20 protein-coding genes are annotated in these 23,212 nt (G+C 42.5%); 9 read left to right on the top strand and 11 right to left on the bottom strand.

The window, feature by feature from the left end; genetic code table 11:
* The first annotated feature begins 9 nt into the window (after positions 1-9).
* A complete protein-coding gene (gene rplI / locus VYM24_RS00100) occupies positions 10-459 on the top strand; it encodes a 50S ribosomal protein L9 (protein ID WP_044266373.1) in 450 nt (149 codons plus the stop codon).
* 524 nt (positions 460-983) lie between these two features.
* On the opposite strand, the gene VYM24_RS00095 is transcribed toward rplI, so the two are convergent.
* The 3 genes from VYM24_RS00095 to VYM24_RS00085 all read right to left on the bottom strand — a co-directional run bounded on the left by VYM24_RS00095 (position 984) and on the right by VYM24_RS00085 (position 3,715).
* Entirely contained in the window at positions 984-1,511 is a 528-nt protein-coding gene (locus VYM24_RS00095; RefSeq protein WP_330941164.1) for a hypothetical protein, read from the bottom strand.
* Positions 1,512-1,678: 167 nt separating this feature from the next.
* The gene (locus tag VYM24_RS00090; protein WP_330941163.1) at positions 1,679-1,882 is read right to left on the bottom strand and encodes a PG1828 family lipoprotein; all 204 of its coding nucleotides are present in this window, start codon (positions 1,880-1,882) and stop codon (positions 1,679-1,681) included.
* A gap of 159 nt (positions 1,883-2,041) precedes the next feature.
* Positions 2,042-3,715: a long-chain fatty acid--CoA ligase gene (locus VYM24_RS00085; RefSeq protein ID WP_330941162.1), complete on the bottom strand. Its 1,674-nt coding sequence runs from the start codon at positions 3,713-3,715 to the stop codon at positions 2,042-2,044.
* Between the two features lie 86 nt (positions 3,716-3,801).
* Between VYM24_RS00085 and mtaB the strand changes: the two genes are divergently transcribed.
* From mtaB to VYM24_RS00065, 4 genes are read left to right on the top strand one after another with little or no spacing between them, the layout of a single operon-like run.
* Positions 3,802-5,121, top strand: coding sequence for a tRNA (N(6)-L-threonylcarbamoyladenosine(37)-C(2))-methylthiotransferase MtaB (gene mtaB, locus VYM24_RS00080; protein WP_330941161.1), 1,320 nt, complete (start codon positions 3,802-3,804; stop codon positions 5,119-5,121).
* Positions 5,122-5,138: 17 nt separating this feature from the next.
* Entirely contained in the window at positions 5,139-6,041 is a 903-nt protein-coding gene (locus tag VYM24_RS00075) for a lysophospholipid acyltransferase family protein (RefSeq protein ID WP_330941160.1), read from the top strand.
* Complete coding sequence (locus VYM24_RS00070; RefSeq protein WP_299094679.1) at positions 6,034-7,050, top strand: glycosyltransferase family 2 protein; 1,017 nt, start codon at positions 6,034-6,036, stop codon at positions 7,048-7,050. The genes VYM24_RS00075 and VYM24_RS00070 overlap by 8 nt, the downstream gene beginning before the upstream one ends.
* A 45-nt stretch (positions 7,051-7,095) precedes the next feature.
* A complete protein-coding gene (locus tag VYM24_RS00065; RefSeq protein ID WP_007210287.1) occupies positions 7,096-7,617 on the top strand; it encodes a methylglyoxal synthase in 522 nt (173 codons plus the stop codon).
* 297 nt (positions 7,618-7,914) lie between these two features.
* Here VYM24_RS00065 and VYM24_RS00060 read toward each other — a convergent pair whose 3' ends face one another.
* The 4 genes from VYM24_RS00060 to VYM24_RS00045 all read right to left on the bottom strand — a co-directional run bounded on the left by VYM24_RS00060 (position 7,915) and on the right by VYM24_RS00045 (position 11,198).
* Positions 7,915-8,532, bottom strand: coding sequence for a porin family protein (locus VYM24_RS00060; RefSeq protein ID WP_483073349.1), 618 nt, complete (start codon positions 8,530-8,532; stop codon positions 7,915-7,917).
* Positions 8,533-9,012: 480 nt separating this feature from the next.
* Positions 9,013-9,435 carry a DUF4848 domain-containing protein gene (locus tag VYM24_RS00055; RefSeq protein ID WP_299094673.1) on the bottom strand — a complete coding sequence of 141 codons (423 nt, stop codon included), beginning with the start codon at positions 9,433-9,435 and terminating at the stop codon, positions 9,013-9,015.
* Between the two features lie 82 nt (positions 9,436-9,517).
* Positions 9,518-9,901 (bottom strand): DUF3244 domain-containing protein, encoded by a 384-nt coding sequence (locus VYM24_RS00050; protein WP_330941159.1) that lies wholly within the window; start codon positions 9,899-9,901, stop codon positions 9,518-9,520.
* 124 nt (positions 9,902-10,025) lie between these two features.
* Positions 10,026-11,198, bottom strand: a complete 1,173-nt coding sequence (locus VYM24_RS00045; RefSeq protein WP_330941158.1) for a hypothetical protein — start codon at positions 11,196-11,198, stop codon at positions 10,026-10,028.
* Between the two features lie 84 nt (positions 11,199-11,282).
* On the opposite strand from VYM24_RS00045, the gene VYM24_RS00040 reads away from it, so the two are divergent.
* From VYM24_RS00040 to VYM24_RS00030, 3 genes are all read left to right on the top strand, one after another.
* Entirely contained in the window at positions 11,283-11,666 is a 384-nt protein-coding gene (locus tag VYM24_RS00040) for a transposase (protein WP_044272650.1), read from the top strand.
* Positions 11,667-11,674: 8 nt separating this feature from the next.
* Entirely contained in the window at positions 11,675-12,559 is an 885-nt protein-coding gene (locus tag VYM24_RS00035) for an IS3 family transposase (protein ID WP_330941157.1), read from the top strand.
* A 509-nt stretch (positions 12,560-13,068) separates the two neighbouring features.
* Positions 13,069-14,730: an IS1182 family transposase gene (locus VYM24_RS00030; RefSeq protein WP_330941156.1), complete on the top strand. Its 1,662-nt coding sequence runs from the start codon at positions 13,069-13,071 to the stop codon at positions 14,728-14,730.
* Between the two features lie 169 nt (positions 14,731-14,899).
* Here the strand turns inward: VYM24_RS00030 and folB are convergent, their stop codons facing one another.
* The 3 genes from folB to VYM24_RS00015 all read right to left on the bottom strand — a co-directional run bounded on the left by folB (position 14,900) and on the right by VYM24_RS00015 (position 20,752).
* Complete coding sequence (gene folB, locus VYM24_RS00025; protein ID WP_299088578.1) at positions 14,900-15,262, bottom strand: dihydroneopterin aldolase; 363 nt, start codon at positions 15,260-15,262, stop codon at positions 14,900-14,902.
* 117 nt (positions 15,263-15,379) lie between these two features.
* Positions 15,380-18,079 carry a 4-alpha-glucanotransferase gene (locus VYM24_RS00020; protein ID WP_330941155.1) on the bottom strand — a complete coding sequence of 900 codons (2,700 nt, stop codon included), beginning with the start codon at positions 18,077-18,079 and terminating at the stop codon, positions 15,380-15,382.
* A gap of 135 nt (positions 18,080-18,214) precedes the next feature.
* Complete coding sequence (locus VYM24_RS00015; RefSeq protein ID WP_291555197.1) at positions 18,215-20,752, bottom strand: adenosylcobalamin-dependent ribonucleoside-diphosphate reductase; 2,538 nt, start codon at positions 20,750-20,752, stop codon at positions 18,215-18,217.
* 340 nt (positions 20,753-21,092) lie between these two features.
* Here VYM24_RS00015 and VYM24_RS00010 point away from each other — a divergent pair, with 340 nt between their 5' ends.
* Positions 21,093-21,827, top strand: a complete 735-nt coding sequence (locus VYM24_RS00010) for an NADPH-dependent oxidoreductase (protein WP_291555195.1) — start codon at positions 21,093-21,095, stop codon at positions 21,825-21,827.
* Here VYM24_RS00010 and dnaA read toward each other — a convergent pair.
* Positions 21,824-23,212, bottom strand: coding sequence for a chromosomal replication initiator protein DnaA (gene dnaA / locus VYM24_RS00005; RefSeq protein ID WP_291555193.1), 1,389 nt, complete (start codon positions 23,210-23,212; stop codon positions 21,824-21,826). The genes VYM24_RS00010 and dnaA overlap by 4 nt on opposite strands.

Raw genomic sequence — 23,212 nt, 5'->3', positions numbered from 1 at the left:
GAGGAAAGTATGGAAATTATATTGAAAGAAGACATTGTAAACTTGGGTTATAAGAACGATATCGTAACTGTTAAGTCCGGTTATGGTCGTAACTACCTCATCCCGACAGGTAAAGCTGTGATTGCTTCTCCTGCTGCAAAGAAAATGTTGGCTGAAGATTTGAAGCAACGTGCTCACAAATTGGAAAAAATCAAGAAGGATGCTGAAGCATTGGCAGCTAAATTGGAAGGTGTATCTTTGAAGATCGCTACTAAAGTTAGCTCAACCGGTACTATCTTCGGTTCTGTTGGTAACATCCAGATTGCAGATGAATTGGCTAAGTTAGGTCATGAAATTGACCGTAAGATCATCGTTGTAAAAGATGCTGTGAAAGAAGTTGGCCAGTACAAAGCTATCGTTAAGCTGCACAAGGAAGTTTCTGTAGAGATTCCTTTCGAAGTTGTTGCTGAAGAAGCATAATTGAATACTTCATATATAGAAAAAGTCCGGTTTCCGAAAAGGAGCCGGGCTTTTTTGTTTTACTTACTCATATTCTTTCTCAATGGCAGCTACTGCTTCATCAATGGCTTGTAAATATTGACCGTATATTTGGGCAGGATTCGAGTGGGTATCATAAATGCTCTTTATCAAGGTAGTTCCTTCCGGACTCCTCTGTTGATTTTGTTGTTTTCATAGGATGTAGCTGTTTTGTAAGCCCTCTCTATAGCCGTATAAGTTTTTATAAGTTGGGTGGCTATTTTGGTATTTGTTCCTTTAGTTTGTGCAGGATAACTTATACTCCTTGTCAATTGCTGCAATGGTTTCATCAAGTTCTTCTATATTGGCAAAAAAATGAGTTTTGGGATTAAGGATATTGGGCATGGTCTGGAGTAGACCTAAGCCTTCTGGTAAAGTGAGTACCAGGTGAAGTTCTTCCGACAGGTCATTTTCTTCAGAGTATTCAACTTTTTCTCTTTTTTTTATTTGGTTGTAAAAGCAAGCAGCTACTTGGGGATTGGCATTGAATTCATCTTGTACTTGTTTTTGTACTCTTTATACATTTCGAAAGAGGATTCTGCGGTTTTGATTGTTCCGTATGCTTTTATAATTTGCAGGGAAAGTTCCTTATTCTTGATCTTTTGGATGAGTGAAGATGTTTTGAGCATTTCCATGGCATCATTGATGAATGTGTACTTACTCCATTGAAAAATAACAGGTAAATATTGTTTCACAGAGTCTTGAGAGATTTCATTCTTCTTGTTTTTATGTTCAAACAGATATCGTGCGGCATTTTGTTCGAATACTACTCTGCTTCCCATCTCCTTCAATGTTTCTCTGTTTAGAATTAGTTCGCTTTTAACCAACTGTATAGACTTCTCAACTTCTTTTTGAGTATTTCGTTCTGAAATCCAGTCACTTCCAACAAAGGTGATAATGATGCCTAATACTACAGCGATGAGATTGCGGACGAAATCACCTAACTTATATTCTTTGGCTATGTACTTTAGTTTGTCTGACAGTTTTATTTTCATAATATTATTATTTAGTGTTTTAAGGCAAAGATATGCATTATTTGAAATAAAAAAGAAAAGAAGTATAAGAAATAATGTTGTAGGACTAAGGAAACAGAAGGGCATAAAAAAAGTCTGTTCATGCTTTCGCACGTCAGACTTTCAATTCTTCAGTGTGTTGTTCTGAATTATTCAGCTACAACTGCTGCGCTATCTACTGCTACAGTATCAGCTGCTGCGGCTGCCTCAGCTGCTGCTTCTTCTACTGCTGCGATTGAATCAGCAATACGGATAGAATCTGCTGCTGCTTTTTCAGCGTCAGCTTGTTTGTTACCACAAGATGCGAAAGATACTGCTACGATAGCTACAGCCATCAAAACTAATTTTTTCATTTTCTTTGCTTTTTAAAAACGTAATACAATCAATTGCTTTATTAAAACGTTGCAAAGGTATGTACTTTTTTGATATGTTGTTCTCCAAATCCCAACTTTTTTTATGTTTTTTTTGGAGGTTAGCCCCTTTTTGCTACTTTTTGTATGTTTAATAACATACTAATCTTCTGCAATACTGTTATATAAGTAGCGTTTGATGCTCCTTTTAGGAGTTTTCTCAAACTCGGTAGGATAGAGCTGAATCTGGCTGACTTTCTCGTAACTGGCCACACTGCTATTCAGGTTTTTCAAGTTCTCATTCATGATGGTTTTGAGGTTTTCTTCTTGGTTCAGTCCCAGAGAATCTAAAGCTTCGTAATCTGCATAGACTAAAGCTACCAGTTTTTTATTGCGTTCGATAACAAGACTTTCCAGTACGAAAGGCAGGTTGTTAAGCCGTGCCTCGATTTCTTCGGGGAAGATGTTTTGTCCGTTGGAACTCAGGATCATGGTCTTACTGCGGCCACGAATATAAAGGTTTCCTTTTTCATCCAGTTTACCCAAGTCACCGGTACGTAGCCAGCCGTCTTCGGTGAAGACTTCTTTAGTGGCTTCCGGATTTTTATAATAACCTGCCATCACATTTTCTCCGCGTACCTGGATTTCACCGATTTCTACCTCCGGATTTTCTTTGTAGATACGGGCTTCCATGATGTCGAGCACTCGACCGGAAGAAGTCGAAATGAATTCGTTCCAGGGAGCATAGCTGATTAATGGTGCGCACTCCGTCATGCCATAACCGATGGTGAACGGGAATTTGATACGATGGAAGAATTCTTCCACTTCCGGGTTCATGGCAGCACCGCCGATAATGACTTCTTTGAAACGTCCGCCCAGAGCATCTATCAGTTTCTTCCGGATTTGCCCATAGATTTGTCCGTCGAGCAAAGGAATGCTGAGCGCCCATTTCATGGTTTTCTTATTTATAATGGGCTGAATGACATTCTTATAGATTTTCTCGATAACGAGTGGCACGGTAATAATCAAGCTGGGTTTTACCTCTTCGAAGGCTTTCATCAGAATCTTTGGAGAGGGGACTTTGCCCAAAAGTGTGACGTGAGTACCCACGGCAGTAGCCGTAAGAAAGTCGAAAGCGCAACCGTAGGCGTGAGCCAAGGGTAAGAAGGAGAGTACTTTATCTCCCTTTTTCAACAACTCGGTGCGGATACCGAAAGTGACATTTCCTGCGAGATTGTTTCCTGTCAGCATCACGCCTTTACTGAAACCGGTGGTGCCCGAGGTATAGTTCAGCAGCATTACCTTATCATTGGAAAGAGTGGTATACTGCACGTCTTCCCGGTGAAAACCTTTCGGATAAGTTATGTGCATTTCTTCATCCAGGTGTTTGAGGAAACGATTGATTGTTTCACCGTCGCGCTGATGCAGGCAACGGAAATCGGAAAGGGAGAATACGGCACGTAATCCGGTCAGGCGTTCTTCTTCCAGATGTTCCCAGATGGAATCGCTCGTAAAGAGGAAAACAGACTCGGAGTGGTTGACGATATGATGTACATCATTCGGATTAAAATCTTGAAGAATGGGAACCACGATAGCTCCGTAAGTGATGGTGGCCATATAAGCGATGCACCAGCGGGCATTGTTTTTACCGATAATAGCAATTTTGTCGCCCCGGCGCAAGCTGCAATGTTTGAATAGCAAGTGCAATTTAGCTATCTCTTGCGCCACTTGTCCATAGGAATAACTCTCATCTTCACCGTAATCGGTATAGCAAGGAAGATCCCAGTTTTCACGGAAACTCTGCTCGTAGAGTTTGATAAAGTTCTCTTGTATCATTGCACGAAAATTGATGATTTGTGCAAAAGTAGGAAAAATCTAATAATTATATGTAACTTTGTAGCAGAAATGTGTTTAGAATAGATATGATTGATACCAATATATTTCAAGATAAGACAGCGGTTTACTATACATTAGGTTGTAAGTTGAACTTCTCGGAAACCTCTACTATCGGTAAGATTTTGCGGGATGCAGGTGTGCGTACGGCGCGTAAAGGGGAGAAAGCGGACATCTGTGTGGTGAACACTTGCTCGGTGACGGAAGTGGCGGATAAGAAATGCCGCCAGGCTATCCATCGTCTGGTGAAGCAACATCCGGGGGCTTTCGTGGTTGTGACCGGATGTTATGCCCAGTTGAAACCCGAAACCGTTGCAAAGATTGAGGGTGTGGATGTGGTGCTTGGTGCCGAACAGAAAAAAGATTTGCTTCAATATCTCGGAAACTTGCAAAAGAATGAGTCGGGAGAAGCTTATGCTTCGGCGCTAAAAGATATCCATTCGTTTGCACCGTCGTGCTCACGTGGCGACCGTACCCGCTATTTCCTGAAAGTACAGGATGGTTGCGATTATTTCTGCTCCTACTGTACCATTCCTTTTGCCCGCGGGCGGAGTCGCAACGGAACAATTGCATCCATGGTGGAACAAGCGCGCCAGGCTGCGGCCGAGGGAGGAAAAGAAATTGTGCTGACAGGTGTCAATATCGGGGATTTCGGTAAAACCACCGGAGAAACTTTCTTCGATCTGGTGAAGGCGCTGGATGAAGTGGAAGGCATTGAGCGCTACCGAATTTCCTCCATAGAGCCCAATTTGCTGACTGACGAGATCATAGAATTCGTTTCTCATTCCCGCAGTTTCATGCCTCATTTCCATATTCCGTTGCAGTCCGGCAGTGACGAAGTGCTGAAGCTGATGCGCCGGCGATATGATACGGAACTTTTCGCTTCCAAAGTGCGGAAAGTGAAAGAAGTGATGCCCGATGCCTTTATCGGCGTGGATGTGATTGTGGGCACACGTGGTGAAACGGATGAATATTTTGAGCAGGCTTACGAATTTATCAAAAGCCTGGATGTGACCCAGCTTCATGTGTTTAGCTACTCCGAACGTCCGGGTACGCAGGCATTAAAGATAGACCATGTGGTAACTCCCGAGGAAAAACATCGTCGGAGTCAGTGCCTGTTGGAACTTTCGGACGAAAAGACGCATGCATTCTATGCCCGTCATATCGGACAAACCCTGCCTGTGTTGTTGGAACGTTCCAAGCCGGGAACTCCTATGCATGGCTTCACTGCTAACTATATCCGCATAGAGGTTCCTCACAATGATACATTGGATAATCAGGTGGTGTCTGTTCGTTTGGGCGATTTTAATGAAGACGGAACTGCATTGCAGGGAACTGTGCTATTATAATAAGGTATAAGAAAAGTATGAAATCGAAACTTGTCTACTGGCTGACTTACGCCGGCATGTGGCTTCTGGCTTTGCTTCCTTTCCGGGCGCTTTATATCTTGTCCGATGGGTTTTATTTTCTGATGCGTCATTTGGTGCATTACCGTCGTAAGGTAGTTCGTAAGAATCTGAAGAATTCTTTTCCCGAAAAAAACAAGGCTGAACTGAGCGAGATTGAGCGTGAGTTTTATCACTATATCTGCGACTATATGCTGGAAGAAATAAAGATGATGCGTATGTCGTTCGAAGATCTTTCCCGTCGTATGGAGTATGGTAATACTGAAGAATATCTCGCCATGCTCGAAAAACATGGAGGCATCGTTGTACTCATTCCTCATTATGCCAATTTTGAGTGGCTGACGGCGATGGGAGCCTTCATGAAGCCGGAAGACGTACCCTTGCAAGTGTATAAACCCTTGCGAAACAAGTATATGGATGAAATGTTTAAGATCATCCGTGCCCGTCATGGCGGCTATAATGTACCGAAACATTCCACTGCCCGCGAAGTGATCCGGTTGCGCCGTGAAGGGAAGCATGTAGTGATCGGACTGATTACCGATCAGTCTCCCAATCGCAATGAAGCCCATCACTGGACAACTTTTCTGAATCAGGATACCGTATTTATGGATGGTGGTGAACGTATTGCCAGAATGATGAATTATCCTGTTTTTTATTGCGAATTGGAAAAACGGGGTAGAGGATATTGCAAAGCATACTTTGATCTGTTGACTGAAACCCCGAAGCAAACTGCCGAGGGAGAAATAACCGAACTTTTTGTGCGCCGCTTGGAGCAGACCATTCGCCGTGCTCCTGCTTATTGGTTCTGGTCGCATAAACGGTGGAAACTCACACGGGAAGATTTAAAGAAACAACATGAATAAGATAGCGGTTGTCATATTAAACTGGAACGGGTGTGATATGCTCCGCTTGTTTCTTCCTTCCGTAGTACGCTTTTCCGAGGCGGACGGTGCGGCAGTGTATGTTGCTGATAATGGTTCTACAGATGCATCTGTTGATATGCTTTGTCGTGAATTTCCTACCGTCCGATTGATTCTGTTGGAAGAAAATCAAGGTTTCGCTGATGGTTATAATATGGCATTGCAAGAGGTCGATGCCGAGTATGTAGTACTTCTCAATTCAGATGTGGAAGTGACGGAACATTGGCTTCAGCCACTGGTTGACTATATGGATGCTCATCCTGAAGCGGCGGCTTGCCAGCCGAAGATACGCAGTTGGAGGCAGAAGGAGAGGTTCGAGTATGCCGGTGCTGCGGGTGGTTTTCTTGATCGTTACGGTTATCCGTTCTGTCGCGGTCGGATTATGGGTGTGGTAGAAGAGGATAAGGGACAATACGACACTATCATTCCCGTCTTTTGGGCTACAGGTGCAGCTTTGTTTATCCGCTTGAAAGATTATCGTGAAGCCGGTGGACTGGATGGACGTTTCTTTGCCCACATGGAAGAGATCGATCTTTGCTGGCGGCTTCGTGCACGTGGCCGGCAGATTGTCTGTGTACCGCAAAGTGTGGTTTACCATGTAGGCGGTGCTACGCTGAAGAAAGAAAATCCCCGAAAGACTTTCCTCAATTTTCGTAATAATCTTGTCATGCTTTACAAGAACCTGCCATCCAGGGATTTTGCTTCCGTGATGCGTACCCGTGCAGTTCTTGACTATATAGCTGCATTGAGTTTTATACTTAAACTACAGTTCCCCAATGCATTGGCGGTATTTCGCGCACGGCGTGAATATCGTTTGTTACGTTCATCTTTTACTCCTGCACGTGAAGAGAACCTGAAAAAAACTTCTCTTTCCGTGATACCGGAATGGACAAAAAGCAGTATCTTGGCGCAGTATTATTTACGTGGAAAGAAATTTTTCTCGCAATTATAGCTTTTTCTTTTTACCGATTGTTTATTATTTAAACGGTATTGGCTTATGACAAAATTAGTTAGAAAGATTGGATTGGTGGCGCACGATGCCATGAAGAAAGACCTCATCGAGTGGGTTCTCTGGAACTCCGAATTGCTCATGGGGCACAAGTTTTACTGTACAGGTACTACGGGAACTCTTATTCTTGAGGCTCTTAAGGAAAAGCATCCCGATGTTGAGTGGGACTTTACCATTCTGAAATCCGGTCCCCTGGGTGGTGACCAGCAAATGGGTTCCCGCATTGTGGATGGTGAGATTGATTATCTTTTCTTCTTCACTGATCCTATGACGTTGCAGCCGCACGATACGGATGTGAAAGCGCTGACCCGTCTTGCCGGTGTTGAGAATATCGTTTTCTGCTGTAATCGCAGTACGGCAGACCATATTATATCAAGCCCGCTATTCGTTGATCCAACGTATGAACGCACTATTCCGGATTACACCGGCTACACCAAACGATTTGAAAACAAACCGGTGGTTGCCGAGGCGGTGGAATCTGCAAAAAAGCGGAAGAAAAAGAGAGGATAAAGTAAGTTCTCTGATAAGAATAAAAAAGGGGGAGAAGGACTTCGTATTGGAAAGTCCTTCCCCCCCTTTTCTATGTGAAGCTTTCGGATAGTTATAACAAAAATAAGGACGACTTTCTGTATATATCTACACTTTTAAGGATGACTTTTCGCTGTTATGCTACATTATAAGCTCCTTTCTTTGCCTTTCTCCAATAAAACCAGTAGATTATAAGCGCCAATCCCAATATATCATGTTCTTTGCAGAGTTAATTCCGCAAAAAAACATGATATATCGGGATTTGGGATTGAAGTGTGTTTACAATATATATCCCAAAGAGAAAGTGAAACTTCTATTTTTGTATGTATAGTCGTTAGCTTTAGATACATTCATTAAACTCCAATCAGCTCCGAATGAGAGTTGAAAATGTTTTGCATACTCTACGCCCACATTGAATCCGCATCCCCAATCGAATCTTTTATACCCATATTCACCGCTAAAAATGTCACTTTCCGTGTGAAACTTCTTTCCGTCTCTATAAGATTTCTCTTTGCCCCACAATGCTACTCCAGCATATGGACCTACATTGGCGAAAAGTGAAACCGATTTACTGCATTCTATTTTATATCCTATATGGATAGGAACAACTAAATAGTTGAGATTCTCTGTAAAATACCTTCCATTAGTTCCGTATTCATACTTGTAACCTTTTGCGGACAGATGTAATCCGAATTCGGTATAAAAACCTTTTGTAACGGACGGTATTCCCAGTTCTCCTTTGGCTCCCAAGAGAAGTCCTGCTTGGCATTCGGGTTCTATGTCTCCCATAGGTTTACTTAAATTGACACTGCCAGTAAAGCCGTATCTGAAATTTTGTGCGTACGACAATGAAGATATCATACACAGTAGGCAAATTGTAGCGAATAGTTTTCTCATCATGAATAAAGTTTTTGTTTTCATCTTGAACTTGTTTTATTGGTTTATGGCGGCAAAGGTAGAGTAATAAAATAGTCTAGAAATATATTTAATTAGACTTTTCTCTTTACTTTCTTTTGTTAGTTAAGCTTTCATTTTTAACTCTCTTTGTTCGCCAGGTTTACTAATAAATTAAAAATATCATGGTTTTTACGAATTTTGCTCCGTAAAAACCATAGTATTGAGTATGTTTTCGGAAATCTATGATTATATTCTCATATATTTCCTGAAGTGAGTTTTATTTATGGTATATATACAGTAAAATCTACGTTTCCAACTTCTCCTTCGCAACATCCGGTTGTGAAATTTCTGAATGCACATTTTACATTTCTCTTGCTGTATTGTCTTGCATTTATTGCAACTGGCGCTTTTTTAGGGCTACTACTACCATTATTTGTTAACGAAATATGAACATGACCTCCTTCTACCCATAAGTCTGCTTCATAGTTTGTAGGGTGTCTTCTGCTCCATAGTTTCCTCATATTTATCTTTGAATTCCTTGTATGCTTCAAGAAAAGCATTGTCATCTTCAATATCGAAGATTTTGTCTAATTCGTCATCAGCTTCTTTTAAAGAAGAGTATGCGCCTTTAAATCCTAAGTCGTTGAAGAAAGCTTCCTTCTGTTCCAGACTCATTCCTTGCAGTTTGTTCAAAGTCTCTTGGTAGACATTGTAATCTTTAAATCTTAAAACTGCTTGCTTCTCTACGTTACCGGATCTTGTCGTGTTGCCATTGTCGACAAAGTCGTTTAAGTTCACCACTTCCAGATCTTTGGAATTCTTTGTGTTCTCTAATGTTTCATCGTTAGAACACGAAATGCATAATAGTAGTAATGCAATAGAAATAATACTTTTAATTTTCATTTTTAGTTATTTAATCGGTTAATGTATATAAGTGATATTTAGTTCTTTAGTAGATGCCTATTAATTTAATGGCATTGATAATTTATATTTCTTCAAGTGTGATTTCTCCCGTTACGTCTATGGTGGGTGAGGTTATTTCTACAGTGTAGAAATAAGTTTTAGGAGCGGGAATATTTACGGTCTTTCCTTCATAAATGGAGGTCTTGAATTCAGTAGCAACTACATTTCCGTTCTTATCAGTCACAGTGATATCTGCTTCCTCTAAGACTGATTGGAAAGTAATAATTAAATTGTCGTCTGTTTCGTCAGCGGTTAGGTCAAAAAATAAGGGGCTGCGGGTGTTCATTTTATAATTTGAGCTAATAATTTTAGCTTTTACTTTGTGTCGATGCCTTTTGTGGAGCATTGCATTCATGGGCATAATGAATAATACCGATAATAGAATAAATAATACTTTTGTTTTCATTTCTATATTTAATTAATTGTTCACGGTTGCAAAGTTAGGGCAAACAATTATCATGAATGCATTTTTGCAGTCACACTATGAAAAAGTAATATGTTGATAAACAGGTGGATAGTAAATGTGGTAGTCACACCTTGCTTTCTTCTCTACTCATTCTCTCTTTCATTCTGTATTTTTTTTGATTGAGAGGGTGCGTATCGGTATAACCAAAACAAATTGCAATGGCCAATGGGTTAAGTGAAGTTTCTTGTAAGCAAAGGAGCAATTGATCATCTTCCGTTAGCCTAGGATATTCTTTGTGGAGGAAGGATATGTAACTTTGATATACTCCGAATACTGTTTTTTTCAGTTGTTCTTGCTCCGTAGTGGTTAAAGCTTTCATTTGTTTTTTATTCAAACTGGTTTGTTTGGATAGCGTAATCACTTTTTGGTAAATGCTGCTTTGGGCAAACAGCCAATTGAGTAAATGTTGTTTCTCTTCTTTTAAGCAGGCTATGGTTTGCTCTCTTTCTTCTATTTGCTGTTCTTTGTTTTCATGTTCTTGCTTTAAATTGTTCTGTTCCTGCTTTAATAAGGTAATCATTAGCTGATTGTTTTCAATGGTAGTTTCTAAAGATGATAACTTATTCTGTGTTTGCTCTAATGATTGTTTGTATTGGAGTTGAAGACGTTTTTTTCGGTTTATATAGTTTTGATAAGCAAGTATAATGAGAAAGCAAATCGAAACGAATTCTACAATAGTGCGGTGTATGGTGCGCTTTCCTTTTAATTGTTCCTCTTTTACTCTCATTTTGGTATTGTATTCATAAATCAGTTGCTGTATTTCAGTTGACTGTTCCATGTAAAATAATGAGTCTATGATAGCAGCATGTTCTTCCAAATAGGTATTTGCTGTCTTGTAATCTCCGTTTTCTTTTTCAAGATTATATAAACTTTTTAAACATGAAGCTTTGCCTTCAATGGGTATATCCTCTAAGGCTTTGGTTAAATAGTAAAGAGCAGAGTCTTTATTTTTACCTGTTTTTAAAAGTAAATCTCCGAGATTGAAGTAGCAGTTTCCATGATTTTCCTTTTGAGGTAGTCCTTTGAGGGCCATTTTCTCGTAATATAAAGCGGAATCAAGTTCGTCAAAACTATCAAATTCCAAACTTAAATTGTGTTTAGACATTGCAATTTGTAGAGAATCCCCCGAAACGATAGCATAATTTAAAGCCTGGCGCTGGAACATTAAGGTAGAATCTTTTTCATCTATCAAGCAATAATATGTACTGATATTGTTCAATGCTATTGATTTTTCCAAATCTGTAGTACAACATTGATACATTGATATATAAGTGTTTGTAGTGTACTGAATAAGTTGACACTTCAAAAATCGAAAATAAAGATGAAATATTCGAAAAAGAAGTACAACTATTACAGTGATGATGAACGAATGTCTTATATTCGTGAGTATTTATCAAGTCCCGAGAGCAAATCTCAGTTTTGTAAGCGTAACGGCTTTTGTGCCAAGCTTCTTACTTATTGGCTTAACAAGTATCAAATGGAAGACAAAGCTATGGGTATATCACCTAAACCGGTAAATATCGATGCTATTAATTCTAGTATTTCTGAGCTCCAGAAAGAACTATCGCTATTGCGTGCTGAGAACCGTAAACTTCATCGGGCTCTTGCTGATGAGAGTTTACGTCATGAGGCGTGCGAAGAACTTATCAATCTTGCTGAATCCACGTATCATATCAAGGTACGAAAAAACTCCGATGCCAAGTAATCGACACCTTGTCACAGAGGCACTCAACCCGACGCAAACATGGTTGTATAAAGTTCCTCTGTGATTACTTCGGCATAACCCGACAAGGTTATTACAAGCATGTGAACCGGCATTTGGAGGTTGATATCCTTACCACAAGCATCGTGTTGTACTGCAAGGAACTGTTGGAACTCATGCCCAAAGCTGGTATGCGCGAGTTATACGCCTGCTGCGTGAGTAAGTTTGGACCAAAGATGGTTATCGGTCGTGATCGTTGTTATGACATTTTTCGCTCCAATGGTTTGTGTCAACGTACAAGTCGCAAGCGTCCTAAAACAACGAATTCGAACCATAATTACTATATCTACCCCGATCTGTTGAATGTTACACCCAAATTTGTCGCTACGCGATTGGGCGCTATGGTAGTGGCGGATATAACCTACGTAAACACCGGTCAGGGCTGGGCTTACCTCTCGTTGCTTACCGATGCGGCAAGTCGTGCCATCGTTGGATATGCGCTTTACAAAACTCTTGAGACGGAGGGGCCCTTGAAAGCTTTGGAGATGGCAATATCATTCTATGAGAAGTATCACATAGACATGAGCACTCTTATTCATCATTCCGACCGGGGTGTCCAATATTGCTCAAATAAATATGTAGAGAGGCTTAAAGAGCATCAAATCAACATCAGTATGACGCAGTGTGGTGATCCTTTGCATAATGCATTAGCTGAAAGAATGAACAACACCATTAAAAACGGTTGGCTATTCGACTGTGATGATGAGAGCTTCGAGCAAGTAAACAAGCGCATTGAAGATGCTGTATATGTATATAATCATGTGCGGCCTCATCAAGGGATAAACATGAGGACACCTATGGAAGTGCTCAGAGAAACGGTAGGATTTACAGCATAATACCCGCTCGTCGGGACGGGGGGGGGCCCGCCCCTTGCCGCTAGGGCGATCCCCGACCGAAGAGTTCTTGTTTGTTGGCAACATTACATTTTCCTGAAGAAGGCTTGCGTAAATAAAGGAAGATGCATAAATTTGCAAGCACCAACAAAAGACAACTAAAATAGGAATAAGAAAAACAAAAGTAAACCTCTTTAGATATTAAAGTATATTGAGTAAACTAATCCAGTTATAACAAACGAAGTTGTCAACTAAAACCAGTACACATCAGTTTGAAGTTTCCTGCGCTTGGGAACTGTAGTTTCTCTTCATAGAAACTCAAGTTTCCTTTAGTGGGAACGCTCGTTTCCTTTAATGGGAATTATCGTTCCCTTTGTGGAAACCGAATCCAACTTGAGGTTGTGTCAAAATGCTGGCACAACCTTTTTTTATGCGCAAAGCCCGGACTTTCCCAAGCCCAGGCTTTGTTATTACCCAAAGTTTATGTAACTTTAGGCATCATTTTTTTCGTTATGGCAAAGTTACATTTTCGTCCTTACATTCCCAACCAAACCGTTCTTTTTCCACAAAGAATTGATGAAAACATAGCTGCGGACGACCCTGTCCGCATAGTCAATGCAGTTGTTGATAATCTCAATCTTGATAATTTCAAGAAGCTTTATAAAGAAACGGGGCGCTCAGCTTATCATCCTAAAATGATGCTTAAGGTAATTATCTACGCTTACATGAATAATATCTATTCCTGTCGTAAAATAGAGAAGCTTCTTTTGCGTGACATTCATTATATCTGGCTTGCCGGTCATGAGCATCCGGATTTCATAACCATCAACCGTTTCCGTAACCGTGTAAAGGAGGAGATTAACAACGTTTTCACGCAGTTGGTTCTTGTCCTTGCCGATAAGGGTTTCATCAGTCTTGACGTGGAGTATATCGACGGTACCAAGATTGAGTCCAAGGCCAACAAATATACTTTTGTCTGGCGCAAGACAGTCGAAAAGAACCGTACAAGGTTGCTGAATCAGGTTCGCATCCTTCTGGAGCAGGTGGATGAAGCCATTGTACAGGAGAACTCTGTAAAAGACACATCCGTTGAGTTGACTCCCTCCATGCTCTCTAATATAGTGGATGAACTCAAAGAAGTGCTGGAACACCAGCCTGTAACACAGGACAAGGAACAAAAGAAAGCTCTGCGTGAAAAGAAGAAACAGGTCAGGGAACTTGAAGGGTATCGTGACAAGCTGATGGAATACGACAATCACCTTGAAGTCCTTGGAGAACGTAATTCCTATTCCAAGACCGATCCTGATGCTACATTCATGCGTATGAAAGAAGACGCCATGAAGAACGGGCAGACCAAGCCCGGGTATAATTTACAAACAGGTACTGAAAACCAATTCATCATAGACTTCCGGCTGTTTCCCAACCCCACCGATCCGCTGCCCCTGATCCCTTTCTTCCACTCCTTCCAGCACCGCTATAACCGCTTACCGGGTATCGGTGTGGCAGACTCCGGTTACGGCTCGGAAGAAAATTACCGGTTCATGCAGGAAAACGGGATAGAGGCCTTTGTCAAGTACAACTACTTCCATAAAGAGCAGCGTCCCCGTTATACTCCCAACCCGTTCCATGCGGAAAGTCTCCATTACAATGCGGGGGAGGATTATTACGTTTGTCCGATGGGGCAACACATGAACCGCATAGGAACCAGACATGACAAAACAGCGAGCGGATACATCACCGAAAGTGCCCGGTACAAAGCACAAAGATGCGAAGGTTGTCCTTTGCATGGAAGTTGTTTTAAAGCACGGGGGAACCGTATTATAGAAGTCAACCACCGGTTAAACCAATACAAACGGCAGGCACGGGAAAGGTTAGTCTCAGAAGAAGGAGTCAGGTATAGGGGCAGGCGGTGTATAGAACCGGAAGCTGTTTTCGGACAAATGAAATACAACATGGCATACAAGGGGTTCCGGCATGTGGGAGAAGACAAGGTGACAATGGACTTTGCCTTCTTTGCCATAGCTTTTAATATCAAAAAGATGTGTGCAAAACTGAGAAAAACAGGAAAGGAGCTCATTACACTTACTAAATCTATATTTATTGGACTATTTATAACCCGATACAACGGGAATATAGCAACTTGTTACCAAATGAATGAGAAAAAAGCGGCGTAGACAAAAGAAAAGATAACAGGACTATAAATTATAGAAAAAGGTTGTGCCAACGTTTTGACACAACCTCCATCATCACGTTGTCAGCACTGCAAGTAAACCCCCATCAATAAAGGGATTGAAGTATGTCAGTGCTGGAGTGCTGACAACTTTGCAAAAAAAGTTATTGTAGTCAGGCTCTTTCGCAGTACACTTCCACTCCTGCTGCATCCATATCGGCTCCCATAGGTGGATTACGCTTGGCAAGCTTCAGCTCAATGCCTTTCACGGTGGGGAAGGTGCGGAATAGTCGTTTCACGATACGCCCACAGACGTGTTCCAGCAATTTGGAGGGGATATCCATTTCTGCTTTAATGTTTTCGTATACATCGGCATAGCTCACGGTGTGCGTCACGTCGTCCGTTTCGGCAGCACGGGCAATGTCGACTTTCAACCTCAGGTTAATGACAAACTCATTACCCACTTCGCGTTCCTGTTCACCTACACCATGATAGGCAAAGAAACGGACATTATCAAGAAATATGTAACTGTTCATAATCAAATAGAATAACTGGTATGTGACAAAAATAAGAATTTCCTATCATTGAACAAAGAAAACGGGCGGATAAGTCTTTGAACCTATCCGCCCGTTTGGCAACCGGGAGTGTGGCGATTATCCTTTCCGTCCCGTCTGTTCTATCAATCCTTTAATCTTTTCGTTCAGGCTTTCCGCTTTCATCAGTTGTTCCAGCGTCAGGTGCATGCGGTAGCGCCAGTAGTGTCTGGGATTGGCAGGCACGTTGATGCGCTCTTCCTGTACATTGGGGTTGCGCCACTTTCCGTCCATAGCCATCCAGTCCTGCAGGGAGAGGATGCACAGTATGGAGTTACTGTAAAGATGGTTGCGTACCACTTGTTCGCAAAGTTCCGGAGTGGCAATGGCCGGTGCAGCGCCGTAATGTCCCAGCATGGTGTTGTAGTACCGTTGCGTTTGTTGGAAATCTTCTTCCCACCAGCCGCGCAGCGTAGACATATCATGCGTAGAGATGGTGCAAACCGAGCGGTACGGATACCAGTCCGGATGTCCGAATTCCTGTGAAGGATCTTTCGGCATGCGTTGTATCTCCAGACTAAGGATGCGCAGGTCGTTCATCACCCAAGCTACACAGTCGGGGATCATGCCGAGGTCTTCGCCGCATACCAGCATACGGGTGGATTGCGTCAGTTGCGGCAACTTCTTCATGGCTTGTTCGCGCCAGAACTCGTTGTGGCGATGATAGTAATACTGATCGTACAAACGATTGAATGCCGCCTTCTCCCAATCATTCAGGGCACGGTAAATGTAATCGTGTTGTACGCCGATGCGTGGATGGAATTTGTTCGGATCTTCACGGTCGGGCACAAACAGTACATCACTGATTAATGCGTACAGTCCGTCGCGTATCCAAATGCTGTCTTCGTCCGTCTTTCCGGCAAAGTAAGCCTCTACTTTGCGCTGTGTGTCGAACTCGGGACGCATGCGATATATTTCCCATGTTTCCGTAGGCTCTATGAAGGTCTGCTTTACATAATCAGTATGCGGGCCGAACATTTGTCCGAGGAAGTATTCATGGATATAGGGTTTCGTAAAGAAATCTTCGCGGAATGCCATTCCGTAGCCTTCTATTTCTTCGCGCGTCATCGGCAGGGCGGGAACAAACTGCCCCAGCAGTCCGTGTACGGCATGCATCGGGATTTCCCAAATACGGAAGAAGCCCAGGATGTGGTCGATACGATAGGCGTCGAAGTATTCCGACATCTTGCAGAAACGCTTCATCCACCAGGAATAACCGTCTTTCTCCATTACGTCCCAGTTGTAAGTAGGGAGGCCCCAGTTCTGACCGTTCACGGAGAAGTCATCGGGTGGTGCACCCGCTTGTCCGTTTAGGTTGAAGTAGTAGGGTTCTGTCCACGCTTCTACGCTGTTGCGGCTGATACCGATAGGAATGTCACCTTTCAGTACTACACCATTGGCTCGTGCGTGTTCCGTTGCAGCCAGCAGTTGCAGGTGCAGGTGGAACTGGATGAAGAAGTAGATGGCGATATGCGGATAGTCGGGAGATTCCGGTTGGCATAACTTTTCTATTTCTTCTGCTTTATATTCTGTGAATTTCGGCCATTCGCGGAAATTAGGTGTCTTGTAGGCATCGCGCAGATAGCTGAACACAGCGTATGGCTGTAACCATTCTTTGTTGTTTTCGAAGAACTTCCGGAAGGCATCGGATGCCAGAACTTGTTCGCCTTCCTGTTTGTATATCAGGCGGAAGAACTCCCATTTTGTCTGGTTTACTGCTTCATAGTCCACGGTAGGCAGGGCATTCAGCTCTTTCTGCCGTTTATTGAATTCTGCCATTGCTTTTTTGTCCTTCAGCGTACCCATCTGTTTCAGATCCGCATACATGGGATGGAAAGCATAAATGGAAATGCTGCTGTATGGATAAGAATCCGTCCATGTATGCGTCATGGTAGTATCGTTGATAGGCAATATCTGTACGGCTTTCTGATGGGTAAGTACTGCCCAGTCTATCATCTGCCTGAGATCGCCGAAGTCGCCTACGCCGAAGCTCTTTTCGGAGCGCAGCGAGAAGATGGGCACGGCTACTCCGGCACCTTTCCAGTCGGGCAGGGCGAAGTAGACGTAACGGTCACCGATTACCAGTGTTTCGTTAGCGCCTATCTGCGGATCGGCCATGTAGCGGTTGGGGTTGTTCTCCCATGCCACGGCACGACGTTCTTTCTTATTATAAAGGATGAATTTATACTCCAGCGGGAAGCTGATTTTCGAGGCGTCTACTTCAACCTGCCATTCGGGGAAGTTGGCATCGCTCATCAGGACGGCTTTATTCGCGTCCCAGTCTCCCAAGACTTTTGGGTTGCCGCAAATACCCAGGCAGTGGTCATTGTCGATGCACGGAGCATAAGCCTTGATCAATAATCCTTTCTTGTGGCTCTTTGGAGCGGCGCTACGTTCGGGATGTGCAAGCAGGGACTCCGTGAAAGCAGACGTGTAGAAATATTGCTGTTCGGGCAGATTCTTCCAACAGTCTTGCAGGCGGTAGACTTTCTTCTTGTCAGCCGATACATAGAGCGTGCGGGGAAGGCTGTTCCACTCCGTACGTGTATCTTTGCCGTCGCGATAAATGTGATAACTGTATTGTACGATGCCGTTTTCAGGCGCTTGAATGTCCGCATCTAAAGTCCAGTGAATGCCATCCACTGTTTGTAAAGGTATGGCTTTACCAGGCTGATTGTTACCCAGTTCAGGAATAGATCCTAAGACTCTGACCTCTTCACCCCAACTTGTGCGGTACTCGATATGAAAAGATAGTATCATATAATATTAGATTTAGTAATAGCTGCATTGATTATGCAAGTATAGACATTATTCCGCATAATCAAGCAGCTACAGCTATCTAAGTTTTTTAAATTCCTATGCAAACGTTTGTGCTTGCATTTCGCAGATCTTTTTTTATCCGCAACGTGAAGTTCCGCAAGTGGTACAAATGAGGCAACCTTCTTGATATACAAGTGTTTCGTTGCCGCAGTTCGGACATTTCTTGCCTTTGGCTTCTGTGCCGTCTGTTATGTATTTCTTCAATGCGCGCTCCACACCGTTCTTCCAGGTATTGATGCTTTCGCTGTCCAGTTGCAAAGAGCCGACCAGCTTGATAACCTGTTCGATAGGCATGCGATAACGCAATACTCCGGAGATCAGTTTGGCGTAGTTCCAGTATTCCTTGTTGAACTTTTCGGACAGACCTTCGATAGTGACTTTATATCCGCGTTTGTTTTGGAACTGGAAGTCGTAACGCTTGCTGCCGTCCTTGTCCACCTTCTTAATAATGTGTCCGGAAGTAACGTTCTTCGGCAGAATGATACCTTCGTCATCGTCCTGAAGACCGGTGAAGATTTCGTAAGGATGTCCGTCCAGCAAACCGACGAATGCCACCCACTTTTCTTTATTATTCTGGAAACGTACGATGTCGGCATCCAGAACTGACGGGCGGGTTTCTACTACCGTAGGCGGTTTGCAAGGAGGCATTTCTTCTTTCTTATCGCTCTTGGCAGAAATGAGTACGCCCGAACGTGAGCCATCACGATAAACCGTACAACCTTTACAACCGGATTTCCATGCCTCTACATACAGGCGGTTTACCAGGTCTTCATCCACATCGTTCGGCAGATTGATGGTCACACTGATGGAGTGGTCTACCCATTTCTGGATACGTCCCTGCATCTTGACTTTCATCAGCCAGTCTACGTCATTTGAGGTTGCTTTATAATAAGGTGATTGCTCAACCAATACATCGATCTCTTCTTGTGTGTAACGTTTAGCAGGATTGTGTCCTTGCGCTTCCATCCATGTAACAAATTTGGGGTGGAAGACAATATATTCTTCAAAAGCATCTCCGGTTTCATCCACGAAATCTACGTGTACGTTGGTGTCGTTCGGATTTACTTTACGGCGACGCTTGTATACGGGCAAGAATACAGGCTCGATACCTGAAGTAGTCTGAGTCATCAGACTGGTGGTTCCTGTCGGCGCAATGGTGAGGCAGGCAATATTGCGGCGACCGTATTTCTTCATATCCTCATACAACTGGGGATCTGCTTCGCGCAAACGATTGATGAACGGATTATTCTTTTCACGTTCGGTATCGTAAATTTCGAATGCACCACGTTCTTTTGCCATTTTTACCGATGAACGGTAAGCGCTCAGGGCAACGGTCTTGTGTACTTTTTCAGAGAATTCGGTAGCTTCTTCCGTACCGTAACGCAATCCCAGTGCAGCAAGCATATCACCTTCGGCAGTAATACCTACACCGGTACGGCGTCCTTGTCCGCTCTTCTTATAGATCTTGTCCCACAATACACGTTCCGTATGTCTCACATCTTCGCTTTCGGGGTCAGCATCAATCTTTTCCATGATACGTTCTATCTTCTCCAATTCCAGATCGATGATATCGTCCATAATGCGTTGAGCCAACGCTACATGTTTCTGGAACAATTCAAAGTCAAAGTATGCATCCGGTTTGAAGGGGTTTACCACATAAGAATAAAGATTGATAGCCAGCAAACGGCAGGAATCATACGGGCACAAAGGAATTTCACCGCATGGATTGGTGGAAACTGTGCGATATCCCAGATCTGCATAGCAATCGGGTACGGATTCTTTTAATATGGTATCCCAGAACAATACACCCGGTTCTGCCGATTTCCATGCATTGTGAACGATCTTCTTCCACAAATTGGTTGCGTTGATTTCCTTCTGCACAGTTGGTTCAGCAGCATTGACAGGATATTGTTGAATATATGGAGTACCTGTGATAGCAGCAGTCATAAATGCATCGTCCAGTTTCACGGATACATTGGCACCTGTTACTTTGCCTTCGGTCATTTTGGCATCGATGAATGCTTCTGAATCGGGATGTTTGATAGATACACTTAGCATCAGTGCGCCACGCCGTCCGTCCTGAGCGACTTCACGTGTAGAATTGGAGTAACGCTCCATAAATGGCACCAGCCCGGTAGAGGTTAAAGCCGAATTTTTCACCGGAGAACCTTTCGGGCGGATGTGCGACAAATCGTGTCCTACACCACCACGGCGTTTCATGAGTTGTACTTGTTCTTCGTCTATTTTAAAGATGGCACCATAAGAATCCGCCTCGCCATCTACTCCGATCACGAAGCAGTTAGACAAAGAGGCTACCTGATAGTTGTTACCAATTCCCGTCATTGGACTTCCTTGCGGAACGATGTACTTGAAGTGGTCGAGCAGATCAAATAGTTCCTCTGCACTTAATGGATTAGAGTATTTAGCCTCGATGCGGGCTACTTCATTGGCTATTCTCCAATGCATGTCTTTCGGAGATTTTTCGTAAATATTTCCGAAAGAGTCTTTTACTGCGTACTTGTTTACCCAAACACGTGCAGCTAGCTCGTCGCCCTGAAAATATCGTAAAGATTCTTCATAAGCTTCCTCGTAAGAATAAGTTTGTTTTTCCACGATTCTTTTTTTCTTAGATTTATTTTTTAATAAGTAAGAGTGTAGAAGTAATACCTATCATTAACAAATGCGATTGCAAAGCTAAGAATGTTTTTTATTATAGCAAAATAAAAATAGAATAATTTATGAACAGGCTGTGAGATTTTCATTTCTGAATAATAGTTTGCTGATTTATAAAATATTAGCATTATTATGTGAACAAAAAGTTTCCAAAAAAGAAAATTGTTTTTGGACTTTGATTAAACAGGCTTATTGATTTTAGGAAACGTAGATAAACTTTAAACTCGTTCTTTGATAACAATTTGCTATTCTTTTTCTATATTTGCAAAAAAATAAAAGAATGGAAATCCTAAAACAGAGAAGAACAATCCGCAAATATCAACAGAAAGATATTTCTTCGGATTTGTTAAATGATTTGCTTAATTCTGCATTTCGGGCCTCTACAGTCGGAAATATGCAGGTGTACAGTGTAATTGTAACGCGTGATGCAGAACGGAAAGCTAGATTGGCACCGGCTCATTTCAATCAGCCGATGGTGAAAACTGCACCTGTGGTTTTGACATTTTGTATAGACCTGCGCCGTTTTACTAAATGGTGCGAACAGCGAAAAGCAACTCCCGGGTATAATAATTTGGAGTGGTTCGTAACCGGCTCTGTAGATGCCTTGCTGGCTGCACAGACTTTTTGTGTGGCTGCGGAAGAAAAAGGATTAGGTATATGTTATCTGGGTACGACGACTTACAATCCGCAAATGATAATCGAAGCTCTGGAGTTACCAGAATTGGTATTTCCTATTACAACAGTGACAGTAGGTTGGCCTGCTGAGGAGCCTGTACAGGTAGATCGATTGCCTCTGGAAGCTATTGTACATGAGGAGACGTATCATGATTATACTCCTGAAGACATAGATCGCTTGTATGCCTATAAGGAATCTTTGCCCGAAAACAAGCAATTTATTTTTGAAAACAACAAAGAAACCTTGGCTCAAGTCTTTACGGATGTACGTTATAAGAAAGAAGATAACGAAGTAATGTCGGAGAATCTTTGGAAAGTAATAAAAAAGCAGGGTTTTTAACCCTGCTTTTTTAATGATGCTTGGATATCATCTATTTCTGCGCGGAAAGTTTTGTCTACTTCCCGTAATTCTTTAATAGTTTTGCAGGCGTGCAATACGGTTGCGTGATCTTTATGGCCTATTAATGCGCCTATCTTAGCTGTCGAAAGATCTGTATAGGATTTAGCGAGAAACATGGCTATCTGGCGTGCCTGTACCACTTCGCGTTTTCGTGATTTAGTATGGATGGTAGCGGTATCCAGTGAGAAATGCTTGCATACCACATTGATGATGTCATCAACGGTAACCGCTTTACTTTCACTTTTCACGACCTTCCGCACAATGCGTTGTGCCAGTTCCAGATCAATTTCTTTATTATATATAGTAGAGTGCGCCATGATGGAAATAACGATTCCTTCCAGGTCACGCACACTGTCGCCCACATTTTCTGCGATATAATCAATTACTTCCGGGGGGAACTGTAAACCGTCACGATGTATCTTATTGCGCAGGATATTCTTGCGTAATTCTACGGTTGGTCTTTCCAGTTCAGCTACCATACCCCATTTGAAACGGGTGATGAGTCGTTCTTCCATGCCTTGCAATAATACGGGAGCACGATCTGAAGTCAGGATAAGCTGTTTACCGTTTTGGTGTAAGTGATTAAAGATATGAAAGAATGTATTCTGTGTTTTGGTAACACCGGCAAATTCTTGAATATCATCAATAATCAATATGTCAATTGATTGGTAGAAGTTGATAAAATCGTTTGTAGTATTGTTACGTACAGAGTCGGTATATTGTACCTGGAACAGATGTGCCGATACATATAGTACTCTCTTGTCTGGATAGAGTTCTTTGATTTTTGTGCCGATAGCATTTGCAAGGTGTGTCTTTCCCACACCCGACGCTCCATAGAAAAACAGCGGATTGAAAATTGTTTTCGCCGGGTTCTGAGCGACAGCTTCTGCTACGCTGCGTGAAAGTTTGTTGCTATAGCCTTCTATAAATGTTTCGAAGTTGTATTCAGGATTCAGATGCGGATCTAAATCTGCAATAGGAGCTTGCGGTATTTCTCTGCCGATTACCTTTTTCTGTGGAATAATAGTGCGGGGAGTAGATTCGAGATTGACGGTAGTACGTGAACTCTTATCCACCATAACATTATACAATAACTTGGTGCCATCACCAATAACTTTGTATAGAGTTTTACGCAACAAGTCAACAAACTTGTCCTCCAAAAACTCATAGAAGAACTGACTAGGTACCTGTACGACCAGCGTCTTGTCCTCATATTTTAAAGGTATGATGGGGAGAAACCATGTTTTGTATGTCTGCTCTGGAACATTGTCTCTGATGATTTCAAGACAGCGGTTCCATAGCCCGACATGATTTAATTCACTCAT

The sequence above is a fragment of the Bacteroides sp. MSB163 genome, assembly GCF_036416795.1.
GTDB classification, from domain to species: domain Bacteria; phylum Bacteroidota; class Bacteroidia; order Bacteroidales; family Bacteroidaceae; genus Bacteroides; species Bacteroides maternus.
Note: the sequence above shows the minus strand (reverse complement) of the source record. Positions and strands in the feature narration are given on the sequence as shown.